Annotated in this window: 15 protein-coding genes and 1 other annotated feature (1 of these 16 only partly in view); of the genes, 3 read left to right on the top strand and 12 right to left on the bottom strand. The window is 36.8% G+C overall.

Annotation, left to right across the window (positions count from 1 at the left end; genetic code table 11):
- Nucleotides 1-50 (bottom strand) — a binding site (T-box leader) (it extends 190 nt beyond the left edge of the window).
- 67 nt (nucleotides 51-117) lie between these two features.
- The 4 genes from ACVRWY_RS03810 to ACVRWY_RS03795 form a co-directional block, all read right to left on the bottom strand.
- Nucleotides 118-558, bottom strand: coding sequence for a DUF3021 domain-containing protein (locus ACVRWY_RS03810; protein ID WP_354368123.1), 441 nt, complete (start codon nucleotides 556-558; stop codon nucleotides 118-120).
- On the bottom strand, nucleotides 555-998 hold the full coding sequence (locus tag ACVRWY_RS03805) for a LytTR family DNA-binding domain-containing protein (protein ID WP_354368125.1): 444 nt from the start codon (nucleotides 996-998) through the stop codon (nucleotides 555-557). Before ACVRWY_RS03805 ends, ACVRWY_RS03810 begins: the two co-directional genes overlap by 4 nt.
- A gap of 117 nt (nucleotides 999-1,115) precedes the next feature.
- Nucleotides 1,116-1,766 carry a DUF998 domain-containing protein gene (locus ACVRWY_RS03800; RefSeq protein ID WP_354368127.1) on the bottom strand — a complete coding sequence of 217 codons (651 nt, stop codon included), beginning with the start codon at nucleotides 1,764-1,766 and terminating at the stop codon, nucleotides 1,116-1,118.
- Between the two features lie 11 nt (nucleotides 1,767-1,777).
- A complete protein-coding gene (locus ACVRWY_RS03795; protein WP_354368129.1) occupies nucleotides 1,778-3,121 on the bottom strand; it encodes a dihydrolipoyl dehydrogenase family protein in 1,344 nt (447 codons plus the stop codon).
- Between the two features lie 220 nt (nucleotides 3,122-3,341).
- On the opposite strand from ACVRWY_RS03795, the gene ACVRWY_RS03790 reads away from it, so the two are divergent.
- A complete protein-coding gene (locus tag ACVRWY_RS03790) occupies nucleotides 3,342-3,818 on the top strand; it encodes a MarR family winged helix-turn-helix transcriptional regulator (protein ID WP_354368131.1) in 477 nt (158 codons plus the stop codon).
- Between the two features lie 148 nt (nucleotides 3,819-3,966).
- On the opposite strand, the gene ACVRWY_RS03785 is transcribed toward ACVRWY_RS03790, so the two are convergent.
- Nucleotides 3,967-4,659, bottom strand: coding sequence for an ABC transporter permease (locus ACVRWY_RS03785; RefSeq protein ID WP_354368133.1), 693 nt, complete (start codon nucleotides 4,657-4,659; stop codon nucleotides 3,967-3,969).
- Entirely contained in the window at nucleotides 4,643-5,539 is an 897-nt protein-coding gene (locus tag ACVRWY_RS03780; protein ID WP_354368135.1) for an ATP-binding cassette domain-containing protein, read from the bottom strand. Before ACVRWY_RS03780 ends, ACVRWY_RS03785 begins: the two co-directional genes overlap by 17 nt.
- A 96-nt stretch (nucleotides 5,540-5,635) precedes the next feature.
- On the opposite strand from ACVRWY_RS03780, the gene ACVRWY_RS03775 reads away from it, so the two are divergent.
- Nucleotides 5,636-6,493: an Rgg/GadR/MutR family transcriptional regulator gene (locus tag ACVRWY_RS03775; RefSeq protein WP_354368137.1), complete on the top strand. Its 858-nt coding sequence runs from the start codon at nucleotides 5,636-5,638 to the stop codon at nucleotides 6,491-6,493.
- Between the two features lie 94 nt (nucleotides 6,494-6,587).
- Nucleotides 6,588-6,848 (top strand): hypothetical protein, encoded by a 261-nt coding sequence (locus tag ACVRWY_RS03770; RefSeq protein ID WP_354368139.1) that lies wholly within the window; start codon nucleotides 6,588-6,590, stop codon nucleotides 6,846-6,848.
- A gap of 632 nt (nucleotides 6,849-7,480) precedes the next feature.
- Here ACVRWY_RS03770 and ACVRWY_RS03765 read toward each other — a convergent pair.
- The 6 genes from ACVRWY_RS03765 to ACVRWY_RS03740 all read right to left on the bottom strand — a co-directional run bounded on the left by ACVRWY_RS03765 (nucleotide 7,481) and on the right by ACVRWY_RS03740 (nucleotide 13,869).
- On the bottom strand, nucleotides 7,481-8,128 hold the full coding sequence (locus ACVRWY_RS03765; RefSeq protein WP_354368141.1) for a C39 family peptidase: 648 nt from the start codon (nucleotides 8,126-8,128) through the stop codon (nucleotides 7,481-7,483).
- 64 nt (nucleotides 8,129-8,192) lie between these two features.
- Entirely contained in the window at nucleotides 8,193-9,941 is a 1,749-nt protein-coding gene (locus tag ACVRWY_RS03760) for an ABC transporter ATP-binding protein (protein ID WP_354368143.1), read from the bottom strand.
- Nucleotides 9,931-11,673, bottom strand: a complete 1,743-nt coding sequence (locus ACVRWY_RS03755) for an ABC transporter ATP-binding protein (RefSeq protein WP_354368145.1) — start codon at nucleotides 11,671-11,673, stop codon at nucleotides 9,931-9,933. Before ACVRWY_RS03755 ends, ACVRWY_RS03760 begins: the two co-directional genes overlap by 11 nt.
- A 39-nt stretch (nucleotides 11,674-11,712) precedes the next feature.
- Nucleotides 11,713-12,240, bottom strand: a complete 528-nt coding sequence (locus ACVRWY_RS03750; protein WP_354368147.1) for a VanZ family protein — start codon at nucleotides 12,238-12,240, stop codon at nucleotides 11,713-11,715.
- Nucleotides 12,240-13,322, bottom strand: a complete 1,083-nt coding sequence (gene rlmN, locus ACVRWY_RS03745) for a dual-specificity RNA methyltransferase RlmN (protein ID WP_354368149.1) — start codon at nucleotides 13,320-13,322, stop codon at nucleotides 12,240-12,242. The genes ACVRWY_RS03750 and rlmN overlap by 1 nt, the downstream gene beginning before the upstream one ends.
- Nucleotide 13,323: 1 nt before the next feature.
- On the bottom strand, nucleotides 13,324-13,869 hold the full coding sequence (locus ACVRWY_RS03740) for a YutD family protein (RefSeq protein ID WP_354368151.1): 546 nt from the start codon (nucleotides 13,867-13,869) through the stop codon (nucleotides 13,324-13,326).
- Between the last annotated feature and the right edge of the window lie 174 nt (nucleotides 13,870-14,043).

Raw genomic sequence — 14,043 nt, 5'->3', positions numbered from 1 at the left:
ACTTTCTGAAAACTTATCTTAGTGTACTTCTTCTGATTGACTCTTATTATACCTTAAAAAATTTTTCTGTCAACAAAAAACACAAAATTTTCTAAACATTCTGATAAACTTTTACGTTTATAACTTGCCATTGATGTCTTTGATAGACCGAGACATTTGTTTATAGTTGATTAAAAATAGCAAAATATAGACTAGAATGAAAAGTCCCCAGAAAAAAGTCAGTGATCCTAAATTGATTGGAAACCAACCTGCTAAAATCCCCAGCGGTGTAAACCCTAAAGCTGTGATGCCAAAATGCGTTGCCGTCATTCGTAGAAGACTCCAATCCTGCTGATAAATCTTATCTGCTAACTGAAATAAGATGCCAATACTTGCCCAAATCAACACACAAATCAGCATAACAGTTGTTTGAGTAAAATGAGCCAGATAATAGGCCCCCATGGTTGAAAAGGGATTGAGCGGAAGATAGGTGCCTTGCCCAAATATGCTAGAGGTGATGATGGAAATGATAGTTCCAAGAGTAACACCTAAACTGGCTGATAAGATGTATTTTTTCATAGTCCTAACCTTTCTTTGATAACCTTGAGATAGCGACGTGATGAGTAGGTAACCGAGCCATTTTTCATGACCAGTTTAACCAGACCGTTGGCAGTCAATTTGAGGTGATCCAGTTGCTTAATCTGAATAATTTCTGATTGAGAAATCTGTAAAAAGTTTACTGGTAACAATTCCTTAACTTGATACAGGCGTAAGTGAGAGGTAAAAGAATCATCTAGCACTTCCACCTGTAAAACTTTATCTTCCAAGTAAAGTCTGACAATCTCATCATAATCTAAAAGATGCACCTGATCTCCTTTTTTGACCATCAATCTAGAAACCTGCTTGTCTAGGTTTTGGGCATAGGTCACTAACTGGGCAATCTTCTCAGACATCGTTTTAGCTTCAATAGTCACCAAGTCTTCCAAGATGTCTGGTGAAATATCTAGTTTTACTTTCATAGTCTTCCTCCTTCTATCCCTATTAAACACCAATCTGTAAAAGGGTTCAAGGGCTCTTAGCTATTCGGTTGATTTCCACACCTAAACGGCAAAAAGCCAGAACCGAGTCCTGACTTTCTATTTCTTCATAAATGTTAGACCAGTTAATATCTGCCAAACGGTAATAGGGTAAACTGTCAGGCGTTCATAGATAGCCATAACGGCTACTTGATTTTCTGCGATTGCCGTCTGCAAAAATCCTGCCGAAACAAAACCACATAAGCCGAGAAGGATGCTAATAGTACGATAAGCCGTTTTTTGCTCAGGCAGGAAAAGCCCTGTCAAAAGCAAGCTACTATTGCCCATTATAAAAGACAACCGAGCTCCAAGCCCATGCAGACCATCTTGACCAGGCACACCCCCTTGAAAAAGACCAACTAAAAGACTGCCGAAACCAAAGAGAGTGACGATTAACAAGAAAATGATGGCTAAAATCGGATATTTTCGTCTTACTTTAGGAAAAATCAGCAGAGCATAGGAGAGGACAAAGCCAATTGCAGTCAGAATAAAACCACTATTCATGACAATCGCCCAATTCGAAAAGTTTTCTGGTACACCAGCTACCTGTTGGCCATTATACACCCCAAGAGCCGAAATAAACTGCCGACTATAGACGTAACCAAGTGGGTAGCCAGTACCAATAGCAGCCAGCAATTCTGTCCCAAGGTAAATACTGGCATTGATTAGGAAACCAACAGCTCCAAGTTTCTGTAAATTGGTTGTTCGCATCTTGCTCCCTTCTATGCCAGAGCCTGCTTAAGAGCTCCAAGTAAACCATTGGTCGTTGCAGGGAAAGCAAAAATCATACGATTTAGATCTTTTGCTGTTAGCTTTTGGTTAATAATCAAGGTCAGCAAGTTAATCATCTCTCCTGCTTCATGTCCCAACAAAGCTGCCCCCTTCAAGGTCTTGTCACTTCCTACAATCAGCGTAAAGTGAGATTCTGTTTCTAGCTTAGTTTGAAATTTCAATTGTTTTCCAAAGGGGATGTCAACAATCTTGTACTGTTCAGGATTTGCCTCAGCCTCTGCAATCGTAACACCAACTTGAGCCAGACGTGGCAGCGTGAACACAACATTTGGAACAACTGGATAGTTAATTGGAGCTGGATTTCCCAAAATATGCTCTGCAATGTAGCTAGATTCAAAGCTAGCAGTCGGTGTCAAGCGCGGAATGGTTTTTGAAACCACATCACCAGATGCGTAGATATTGGATAGAGATGTCTGCATAAACTCATTTACCTTGATACCTGTACGGTCAAAATCGACTCCAACAGTTTCCAAGCCAAGACCTTCCACATTTGAGACACGACCTGTCGCATCAATAATCGTATCTGTCTCAATTTCCAATCCCTGAACTGTTTTGATAAGAAGACCATCTGCAGTTTTTTCAACAGAAGAAACAGCTTGGTTAAAATGGAAGTTAACACCATCGGCTGTCATTTTTTCAACCACACTGGCTACCATTTTTTCAGGATAGGCTGCTAAAGCACGATCTGCAAACTCAATGATGTGAACTTCTGAGCCCAGTAGCGAAGCCATTGTCGCAAATTCTAACGCGATAATTCCCGCACCGATAAAGACAATTCTCTCTGGCATGTGATCCATGTCAAGAAAGGCACGGCTGTCTTGGAACCATTCATTACCAGGGATATTAAGGCGAGCTGGGCGTTGACCTGTTCCAATAACGATATAGTCTGTGGTGATTTCCTTTTCATCAATCAAGACGGTATGAGTATCTTTTAACTGTCCATGACCTTTTAAAACGTCAATCGAGAGATGAGCAAACATGCCTTCTAGCATAGGAGAGTAGGTTGGGATTTCCTCTTTTTTGTAAGCCATGAGTTTCTCCCATGAGATCTCACCTGTTTTGGCAATCCCTGCCTTTTCATACCGAGCCAAGCCATCCATAAATTCAAACGGACTTTCTAGCAAGAACTTAGCGTTACAGCCATAGTTTGTGCAGGTTCCAGCTATAATATCTTTTTCGACAATGGCAACTTTTTTACCTGCTTTTGCTAAATCAACTGCAGCATGCCAGTTGGCATGTCCTGAACCAATAAAAGTGACATCGTATTGATACATTATTTTTCTCCCTCAATTGCTAACAGATTGGCTTATAACACGATCAGATTGGCGATTTTGACCTACCTGATAGGCCTATTCACCATACTATGATATTTGTTAAGACAATCACTGTTTTTTCATCTATTTCTTCTTTAAATTTTAATCGCGCACGATTGTTTTTGGTATGTGTCTAGTCTATTCTTATTCGTTTGATTTGTCAAGAAAAAATAATTTTGATATGATACTTTTATCGCAAACGATTAGAAAGATGAAAACCATGTCCGATTACCATTACTCAAAACAGCTCTGCCATTCCTTCTACCAAGTCAACAAACTTTTCAATCAATTTTATATGAAAAATCTCACAGAATTTGACTTGACCTACACCCAGTATCTCGTACTCCTTGTTCTCTGGGAAAAAGCTCCGCTGACACTTAAAGAGCTAGGTGAAAAATTAGATTTAGCTAGCAACACTTTGACGCCACTCCTCAAGCGACTTGAGGAAAAAGGCTACATCCAACGCCTAGTCCCTAAGCAGGATAAACGTCAGCTCATCGTACAATTAACAGAAAAAGGGCAGGGCTTGCAAGCTATTTTAGAAGAAAAACTCCTCTCCAATTTCCAACAATTAAATGGACTAACGCAAGAAAAAAAACAAGCCTACGTCAAACACAATCAGGAATTGATTGCCAGCTTACAAGATTATTTGAAATAAATAAAAAGCACAGATGCTATCAGCCGATGTTACCAAACTCAGCCTAGCTATCTGTGTTTTTATATTGCCTTAGGCAGCATCAACTCACCTAATCCAATAACCCTCTTAGAAGAGCCAGTATTATTTTTATGAAAATAGTGTCTATCATTTATTTAAGTTCTTTCCGACTAAAAATACAGTAACTTAGATATAAGTAGCAAAGACTAGCCATAAAGCTAACACACATGGATATCCTTGAAATATTTTCCCCTTGTTGGAGGGAAAGGAATAGAAAATAATCTATTGGTAATTTCATATGGAGTAGGTTACTAGTAATGAGGTTGGAGATATTGTCAAAAAGAAGGCTAATTAAACTAAAGGCAAGATAGGCTTGATTGACCTTATTGGACTTGACAAATATCAGGATGGATAACAGAGAGATACAGATAAATAAAGGTGTTTGAACAATGAAACTTTGTAGCATTACTGCAACATCAATACGCTCACCTAGAAGTAAGCCAACACTGCTACTCAATAAATAGGCTAGAAGGATATAAGAGAGATCTAGTACAAGGGTTGCTAAGACTTTATAGAAAAACACCCTTTTTCTTGTTTGTTGCTTGATAATAATATTATTGATGGTACGGTAAGTAAAATCTTCTCCAAAGAATAGGTTGGCTGGAACGATAAAAAATAGTGTGATAAATTGAGAAAGCAATTGAATAAGAGAGCTAGTGAAGTCTTCGTTGCCATGCAACAAAAAAGCGGATAAAAAGGACAGTAAAGCTAATATTCCCAATGAAATCGTTAATCTCTGTTCTTTTTGAATCTTAAATAAATCAGCTTTAAAGTAATGTATCATGCTCTTCTCCTTCTTGAATCAATGTCAGGTAATAATCTTCAAATGACATTTGTTGTTTAAAAATTTCTTTGACCTCAATCTCATGGTTTATCAAGAGATGAATGAGGCTCATAACATTCGTATCTGATGACAGACTGATATAATCCTTATCTATTTTGTAAGCGATGCCATGCTCTTCAAGGATAGTCAAGGTCTTAGGATGGTTGTTCGTTTGTAGATAGAGATGTTCTTCTAGGGTTTGTTCAAGCTCTTGTTTTGAGAATTCTTTGACGATAAGTCCCTTATGCATAATAATGTATCGATCAACCACCATCTCAAGCTCTGATAGGATATGACTGGAGATAAGGATGGTCATCCCATATTGATTTCGAAGATTTAAAATAATACTTCTCATCTCTTTGATTCCAACAGGGTCAAGACCATTAATCGGTTCGTCTAGGATTAAAAAATCAGGGTCATCTAGGATAGCTAATGCAATGGATAAACGTTGACGCATTCCCAGTGAAAAATCTTTGGATTTTTTCTTAGGATCCACATCCTCTAAACCGACAATTGCTAATGTCTCTAAGATTTTTTCATCCGCTTGCTTGAGATTTAATTGCAGAGCCATGTAACGAAGATTATCGATCGCAGATAAATTAGGTTGTAGAGCAGGGGATTCAATTAAAGCTCCAATACGACAATCTTTTGAGCTAGTAATGGTACCTGAAGTTTGGGAAATGAGACCCGATAACATTCTGAGAAGCGTTGTCTTCCCAGCACCGTTTTCACCGACTAAACCACAGATTTCTCCTTTATTAATCGTTAAAGAAACCTGATGAACGGCCTTTTGTTTCCCATATTGCTTTGATAATTGTTGGGTATATAAGAGAGATGACATAACTACCTGCCTTTCTATAAAAAAAGATACATCTATGATATACTAGATTCAAAAACAAAGAAAAATCATTACATAAATGTAACGCGTGAGGTTCATATGGGAAGTTATGGAAAAATTTTTAAAATGATTCGAGAATCAAAAAATATGTCTCTAAAAGAAGTAGCTGGCGATTTCGTTACACCTGCTCAGTTATCACGCTTTGAAAATGGAAAGAGCAATCTTTCTGTAGATACATTTTTTCATTGCTTAAAAAATATGGATGTTTTACAAGGGGAGTTTTCAACATTTTATCATTCATATTTTCAAGATGAAGATGTTCGTTTATCGAGAGAATTTCGTCAAGCAATTGAGAGTAGAAATGTTAGTTATTTCCAAAAAATGATAAAAGAATATGAGATGCGCTATTTGGAGAATAATAAAAAGTCAGATAGGGTATTCATTGCTGTATTATATGTTATGCGTAATAGATGTAACTTGGAGGAATCAATACCTAAGGAAGAGAGACAAATAATTTCAGATTATCTAATGTCAATTGATGAATGGTGTTTTTTTGAATTATGGATTTTTGGAAATTGTTCTAGGGTATTGAGCTCTAAAACGATAGAAATTTTAGGTAGTGAGTTACTCCATCGGACACAATTTTATAATAGCCTTGATGAGAATAGAAAGCGTGTCTACAGAATACTCTTGAATATTACTGGTCAAATTTTAGATAGAAAAGAGGAGAGGGTGGCGGCTAAATTTATAAAGTATTTAGAACAAATGGACATTTTTGAAACAGATATGTTTGAGCGGCTTCAATTAAGATTTATAAAGGGACATTTTTTGTATTTACAAGGGAATGTACAAGGGTTAGAAGAGATGAAAGAGTGCCAAAAAGTTGTAGATTTTCTAGATTGTTATAATCTTTCTAAGCAAATTGAAGATACAATAGCTCTAGTTACAGATATGTAATGATTTTTAAGTCAACCAATATTTCCTGTAAGATAATACGTGTAAGTCTTACAACTACAACAAACAAAATTTATTTATCTTGGAGGAAATACTGATGAAGAAATTACTTATTTTAGGAACTCTTGTAATATTAGGGTGTGTAGCTTTTGGGATTACAGCAAATAAAGCTCAGTCAGCAAGTTCTGAAACTAAGGATAAGGTTGTCCTGTTTGGAAAAGTGGATTTTTCAGATGATGATAAGGTAGATTCATACTCTCCAACAGAAGAGGAAGCGGAAGATAGTAATGAGGGTGATTGGCTTGAAAACTTTATCGCGACGCATAAAACACCATTCACAAAAACCGTTACAAAATAGCACTTCAATCATGAGCACTTCTTATGATGCCATTTCTCGACAAAAACCCCAAGTATTTACGGTAAAATACTTGGGGTTTTGCAATTTTCTAAACGATCGTGAGCGAACTAATGTTATCCTGCTCACTTCTACTTGATTTCGACTGAGTTGGGAGAATTGTTTTGGAGAGAGCAAAAAGGAACTATCAATTATTTGCTTTCATATTCCTTCTATCTTTATGACCTACAATCTTTTAAGGGCTTTTAGCTATTCAGCTGATCCCCACACCTAAACGTCAAAAGAGACTGGGCAAAAAGCCCAGCGCCACTTCTTAGAGTTCGTGTCAACATCTCAGCGTAGTGGTTGATTGGGTTTAACAGTCCAGTGGACTGTTAAAGGTTGGAGATAAGATTTGCGAAGCAAATCTCAGCAATTCGTGTTTCACACTCCAAATCTGTCCATGACGACTGTTGCGAACAAAGTTCGCTTCATCTCCAACCTCAAACTGTCTCCCAGACAGTTTGAGCTGTGCGGGGGTGGGAGTGAAACAGTCTGGGGATAGACTGTTTCAGCTCAACAACTGGAAATAAAGACTTGTTGACGAACTATTTTTAGACCCGTCGAGTTCTTTCCCACTCCCTACTGATTTTAACCTAGATCTTATTCTCTAAAGGACTAAAAGTGGGAAAACTGATTTGTAAAAATGTTGTTGTTACTCCCATGCGATCAATGGGGTCTTGACTTTGCTCACGCCATAAATCATCTAATGAATACCAGCCAATATTAGCTTTGGTATAGGGATCATAGACATAAACTTGACCATTTTGATAAGCATCTAGAAGTAATTCATGTGATCCACCATAAGGCGTAAATTTATTTTTTTCAACTGCCACCATAACAGGAAAGCCTTTTTGAAGACTCTCTATAACGCTGGTCTTATCTTTTAAATTAACAGCCTCTAGTCCCCACTTCCTAACCGCAGCAAAAATCCCTTCCGTACTGGTACCTAAAAATGTCTTGTTAAAGGTATCGGTTTCATGATAAAGATAGTTAGCAACATCTGTCGGCAAGACCTCTTTATCTGTTACATTAGAAAAAATCATGGCTAAAACTGTAGGAACGCAACCTGATTTTCTAAGAGTAGAGCGACCATAACTTCGTTTCCCCCACTTAGCGTCCGCTTGATTGTAATAAATCTCTATTTGCTTATCTGATAACCAATCATCTAACTGAGAGGCTTTAACATCACTACTTGTCCAAGAAATGAAAACTAAACTCATCACGATCATCCATTTTTTCACAGATTTTCTCCTTTCATAAAACAACATACTCTAGGCTAAAGGGAAGAGTGATTTGCTCATTTTTTTAAAAACGATTGATCTGTCCTGCTTGCAGTTGATACATCTTGTGATACAACCCTTTTTGAGCTAAGAGTGCCTCATGTGTCCCTGACTCAACAATGCTTCCCTTATCCAAGACATAAATACAATCTGCATCTTGAATTGTTGATAAACGATGGGCAATAGCAATCGTAGTCCGTCCTTTTCGCATCTTAGCCAAAGAATTTTGCACTAACTGTTCCGTCTCAGAGTCGATATTAGCCGTTGCTTCATCTAATATTAAAATCTTCGGCTGGCTAGCGATGGTTCGTGCAAAAGCTAGAAGCTGACGCTGCCCAGTCGAGAAGGCAGAACCACGTTCTGACACTTCCTGATGATAGGCTTTAGGAAGTTTTTGAATAAACTGATCAGCATCTACAAATTTTGCAGCAGCCTCCACCTCTTCTTCTGTTAAATCCTGATACATCTTAATATTTGATAAAACTGTTCCATGATATAAAAAAGGTTCTTGTAGGACTAAGCCCATCTTTTGACGTAGCTCTTTGGCACTAAAATCCTTAATATCTATGCCATCAATCAAAATCTGCCCTTCAGAAAACTCGTAAAAACGCATTAAAAGATTAATAATAGACGACTTTCCTGAACCTGTTGAGCCAACAAAAGCAATCGTCTCACCTTTTTTGACACTAAAAGAAATGTGATTTAAAACAGGTTGTTTTCCATCATAACTAAAAGAGACATCTCTAAATTCAATATCCCCACGAGAGATTTTTGAATTAGCTTGCCCTTGATAAGGCTCATAAACTTTCTCATCAATCAGATCAAAGACGCGCCCAGCAGATACCATAGAGGTTTGGAGAGTCGAAAAGTTTTGTGTCACCTCAATTAATGGATCAAAAAGACGATTGACATACTGGATAAAGGCATACATGATACCAGCTGAAATGCCTGCACTCTTCCAGTTTAACCCAAAATAAGTCATTAGTAATGCATACGCCAGTAATTTTAAAAGTGACATAGCGGGTCTTAAAAAAAGACTATCCAAAGCCATTGATCGACTAGAATAAACCAAATGTTCTTCATTAATGGCCTCAAATTCCTCTTGTAGTCTAGCTTCTTGAGCAAAAGCCTGAATCACACGAATGCCCTCAATACTTTCTGCTAGCTTACTGTTAATATCTCCAAGTAAACTTCGCATCTTTTCCACAACCACTACTGATTTTTTGCGGTATAAATTCACCAAAATAAAAATAAAAGGTAAAAATAAAGTCACTAGAGCAGTTAATCTCATATTTAAGACTAACATCGTATATAGGGTTGTTGAAAAAATAAATAGTGCCGAAATAAAACTTGCTAAGAGTCCTGAAAACATATCTGAAATACTTTCAGTATCATTAGTGATACGAGAGACAATGGCTCCAGAGGGAGTTTGATCAAAATAAGCCATCCCAAGACGTTCCATATTAGTGAAAGCATCTTTTCGAATATCTTTGACCACATGATAAGAAACCCTAGCAAAAAAAAGATTCCCTAAATATTGTAAAATCGTTTGTAAAACATATAGCCCATAATAAGCTAATAGTAAAACAAGAGCACCCTGAGTCCAATCCTTAATATGATGGTCAATAAATTGACTAGCAACCAGTGGAACAATACTCTTTATCACAGTCGTCAGCAATAATAAAGCCAGTGCTAAAAACGTTAATAACTTATAGGGACGTAAATAAGTCAGAAGACGGAGAAAAACACGCCACTGATTTTGATTATTCTTCATTTGAATCCCTCATTTCCAATTGTTGCGCTTGGTAAGTCTTATAATACCAACCTTTTTGAGCTAAGAGTTCCTCATGATTTCCACGTTCAATAATACGCCCATCTTGTAAAACCAAAATCAAATCGGCATGAACAACAGCTGACAAGCGATGTGCTGTTATCAGGGTTGTTTTTCCAAAACGACTACTCTTAAGATTTTCAATAATAGCATGCTCTGTCTTAGCATCAACAGCTGATAAGGAATCATCTAAAATTAAAATATCTGGATTTAACACAAGGGCACGACTCATCGCCAAACGTTGCTTTTGTCCACCTGATAACGACACCCCTTTTTCTCCAATAAGAGTATCAAAGCCATCTGGCATAGCCTTAATATCTTCATAAACTTGGGCTAATTTTGTCACTTGCTCAACAGACTCTAAAGATAGACTAGGATCACCAAAACGTACATTATCGAGAATACTCATGGCAAATAAGACCTGATCTTGTGGAACATATCCCATCAAACTTCTTAAATCAGATAAACGATAATCTTTTATATCATGGTGATTAAGGGTAATGGACCCATCTGTCACATCATACTCTCGTAAGAGTAGCTTCAATAAGGTCGTTTTCCCAGAACCAGTTTGCCCAACTAGTCCAAGTGTCTGACCTTTTTTTACCGTAAAGTGAACATCTGATAAGACGTTTTCCTCATCGTATGCAAAATGTGTCACATGGTAGCTTAAGTCACCATTTTGAATCGTTAGAAGAGGCGTCGAACTTTCTACCACATCCGATTCTTCATCAAGTAGTTGCATAATCCGCTCATAAGAAACTGCTCCTCTTTGTGTGATATTAAAGAGAAAACCAATTGCCATCAAGGGCCAAACCAACATATCCAAGTAAGTCATAAAGGTAACCAGATTCCCTAAACTTACTTGACCCAAACGAATAAAATAAGCCCCTAATAAAAGGGTCAACGTATAAGATGTCCCTACAAATAATAAAACAATGGGGTCAAATAAAGCGTCATAAACCATTGTTCGCATATTTTTTTGATAAGCTTGTTCATTAATTTCTTGGAAAGATTGGATTTCTTCTTTCTGGTAACCAAATGATTTTGTCACCTTAATGCCTGATACAGCTTCTTGGACCTTATTGTTTAAATCAGAAAAGGCAGCTTGAGAAACTTTAAAATTTTCATGTGTCTTTCTTCCTAAAAAGCTTGTTGTTAAGGCCATAAAAGGAAGAGGAATCAAGGCGACCAAGGTCATTTGCCAAGAAATCATAAATAACATGGTTAACAAGGTTACCAAGGCCGTTACCGTCGCATCTATAAAAGACATCACACCTCCACCTGCTAAACGCGTCAAGGCATTAATATCATTGGTAGCATGCGCCATCAAATCCCCTGTTCGATAACGCTGAAAAAAAGATGGAGACATCTTGGTAAATTGCTCAAATAAACGTGAGCGCATCAATTGTCCTAAACGATAAGAAGTCGCCAAAATATACATTCTCCAAATATAACGTAAATAATACATGGCGAATGCCGATAAAAGTAAAATGATCAAGCTCCATAATAAAGTTTCACTTGATAAATTCTTATCTGTAATCCGATCAATCACCCTTCCCATCATCAAAGGAGGTAATAAATTTAAAAGACTAACTAAAATAAGAGAAAAAATCCCTATGAGATAACGGCGTTTTTCTAACTGAAAGAACCACCATAATTGACGAATAATAGACATTATCCTTCTCTTTCTATTCAAAAAAGACCATCTGATGATTTAACCTTCATCAGATGGATAATATTTTCTTTTGATTTGCTTTTGTAAAGCTAAAAAGCTGTAATAAGCAAATACTCCTCCTAAAGTATTGGTCCAAAGATCATCCACTTCAAACACCCTGTTAGCATTTATTAACAAATCCAATAAAACTTGAGTCAGCTCTATGCTCAAACTCATAAAAAATGCTAACTGGATCATCTTCTTTAACTGTCGTAAACTTGTCTTTAAGCATAACATCCCAAATAACAAAGGATACAGCAAAAACATATTGACAATATTTTGCGCTAAAACCCAAAATAATTGCCGAAAATTTTCCACTTCCCCTAGATTTACCAGGGAATTAAAAGGCGTCAACAAAACGACAACACGGCCAATATGCATAATCCCTGGTGTTTCAAAACCATCAATCTGATGCTGAGGACCAAAGCAGATATAAACAATAAAAAGAAGATAGATGCCCATCACAAATTGGACAATCTGTCTTCCTCTAGTCGTTAATTCACCATCCTCCTTAAAGAGAATCAGCATTAAGCTTTCACCTCTGCTCTTTTTGCCTTATCTTTTTTCATGGTATTAGAACGCAATTGACCACAAGCGGCATCAATATCTGTTCCATGCTCTTGACGAACGACACAGTTGATACCATTTTTCTTGAGGGTATCGTAAAAAGCCATTACATTCTCTTTAGGAGAACGGCTATATTGATCATGTTCTGATACAGGATTGTAAGGAATCAAGTTAACATAGGATAGCTTTTTAATATCTTTTAACAAAGCTGCCAATTCTTTAGCTTGCTCTACTCCATCGTTAACGCCATTTAACATGATATACTCAAAGGTAACCCGACGATTAGTCGTTTCAATATAATAATGAATAGCATCAAACAGCTTTTCAATTGGAAAGGCACGATTGATTTTCATAATGCTTGAGCGTAAATCATTATTTGGCGCGTGAAGAGATACTGCCAAGTTAACTTGAACACCCTCATTAGCAAACTCTTTAATCTTATGAGCTAAGCCAGATGTTGACACCGTGATATGACGTGCCCCAATAGCTAAACCATGATCATCATTAATTGTTCGTAAGAATTTAAGGACATTAGTGTAGTTATCAAAAGGCTCACCAATTCCCATGACAACGACATGACTCACACGCTCATCAAGACCACGCTCATCAAAATATTTTTGGACCAACATAATCTGAGCAGTGATTTCACCGTTATTTAAGTCGCGCTGTTTCTTAATCAGGCCACTAGCACAGAAAGTACAGCCAATGTTACAACCAACCTGTGTGGTCACACAAACTGATAATCCATAATGTTGGCGCATCAACACCGTTTCAATTAACATACCATCTGGTAATTCAAATAAATATTTTACTGTACCATCTGCCGATTCTTGAACGATTCGCTGTTTTAAGGGATTCACACAAAAGTTCTCATTTAAGACAGCAATGAACTCTTTGGAGATATTGGTCATCTCTTCAAATGATTGAACACGTTTACGGTACAACCAATCCCAAATTTGAGTAGCACGAAATTTCTTTTCTCCGTGTTCAACTGCCCAATCAATCAATTCATCACGAGTTAAACTATAAATAGATGGTTTCATATTAGTTTTTCTTCCTTATTACAAAATGTTGTGTCGCATCACGAATCTCTCGCTTATGCTCTTGTTTTTTTACTTTTTCGCGCCTAGCTTTTTCTTCTTGGACGCGAATTTTTTTGCTAAATTGTTTCCTTTTTTTATCTCGCTTATCCTTTGTTTTTTTACTTTTTGATAAACGTTCTTCTTCAAACACAATCTCCACTGGTTCTGGATTTTCCAAAACAAAGTAAGCACAGCCAAAATTACAATACTCCATGATATAATCCTCTAAACGACTAATTTTCGATTGTCTTTTGACCTTCTCTTTATTATCTTTATAAAATCCCTTCAAGCGAAGTTGTTCATTTCCCCAGTCACCCACAATATAATCATACTTTAAAAGAATTTCAGAAAAGCGCTGACTAAAGCTTTCTGCTTGAAAAGCATCCTTGATATTCTCTATTAAAATAAAGTGGTGATTGTCACTTTTAACCTGATTTTCAAAAGCAACAAAGCTAGGACCAGGAAACTTATTATAGTTATACATCTCAGGAGAAATTTCTTTTCTCATAAGTCCCCTTTCCCTTCAAGCTTTTTTCATATCGAAAAATAAACTATCCTTATAACCTTTTTATTATACACCATTTTTCTTTTTTTAGTAAGTCATAGAGTTGAAAAAGTCATTTTATAATTTTCTTTTAAAATAAGACTTTTCTAAAATTTACAATCAAATCATTTGTTGTTA

This window comes from Streptococcus porcorum (genome assembly GCF_053203725.1).
The sequence above is the reverse complement of the archived record's forward strand: the minus strand, read 5'-3'. Positions and strand labels throughout refer to the sequence as shown.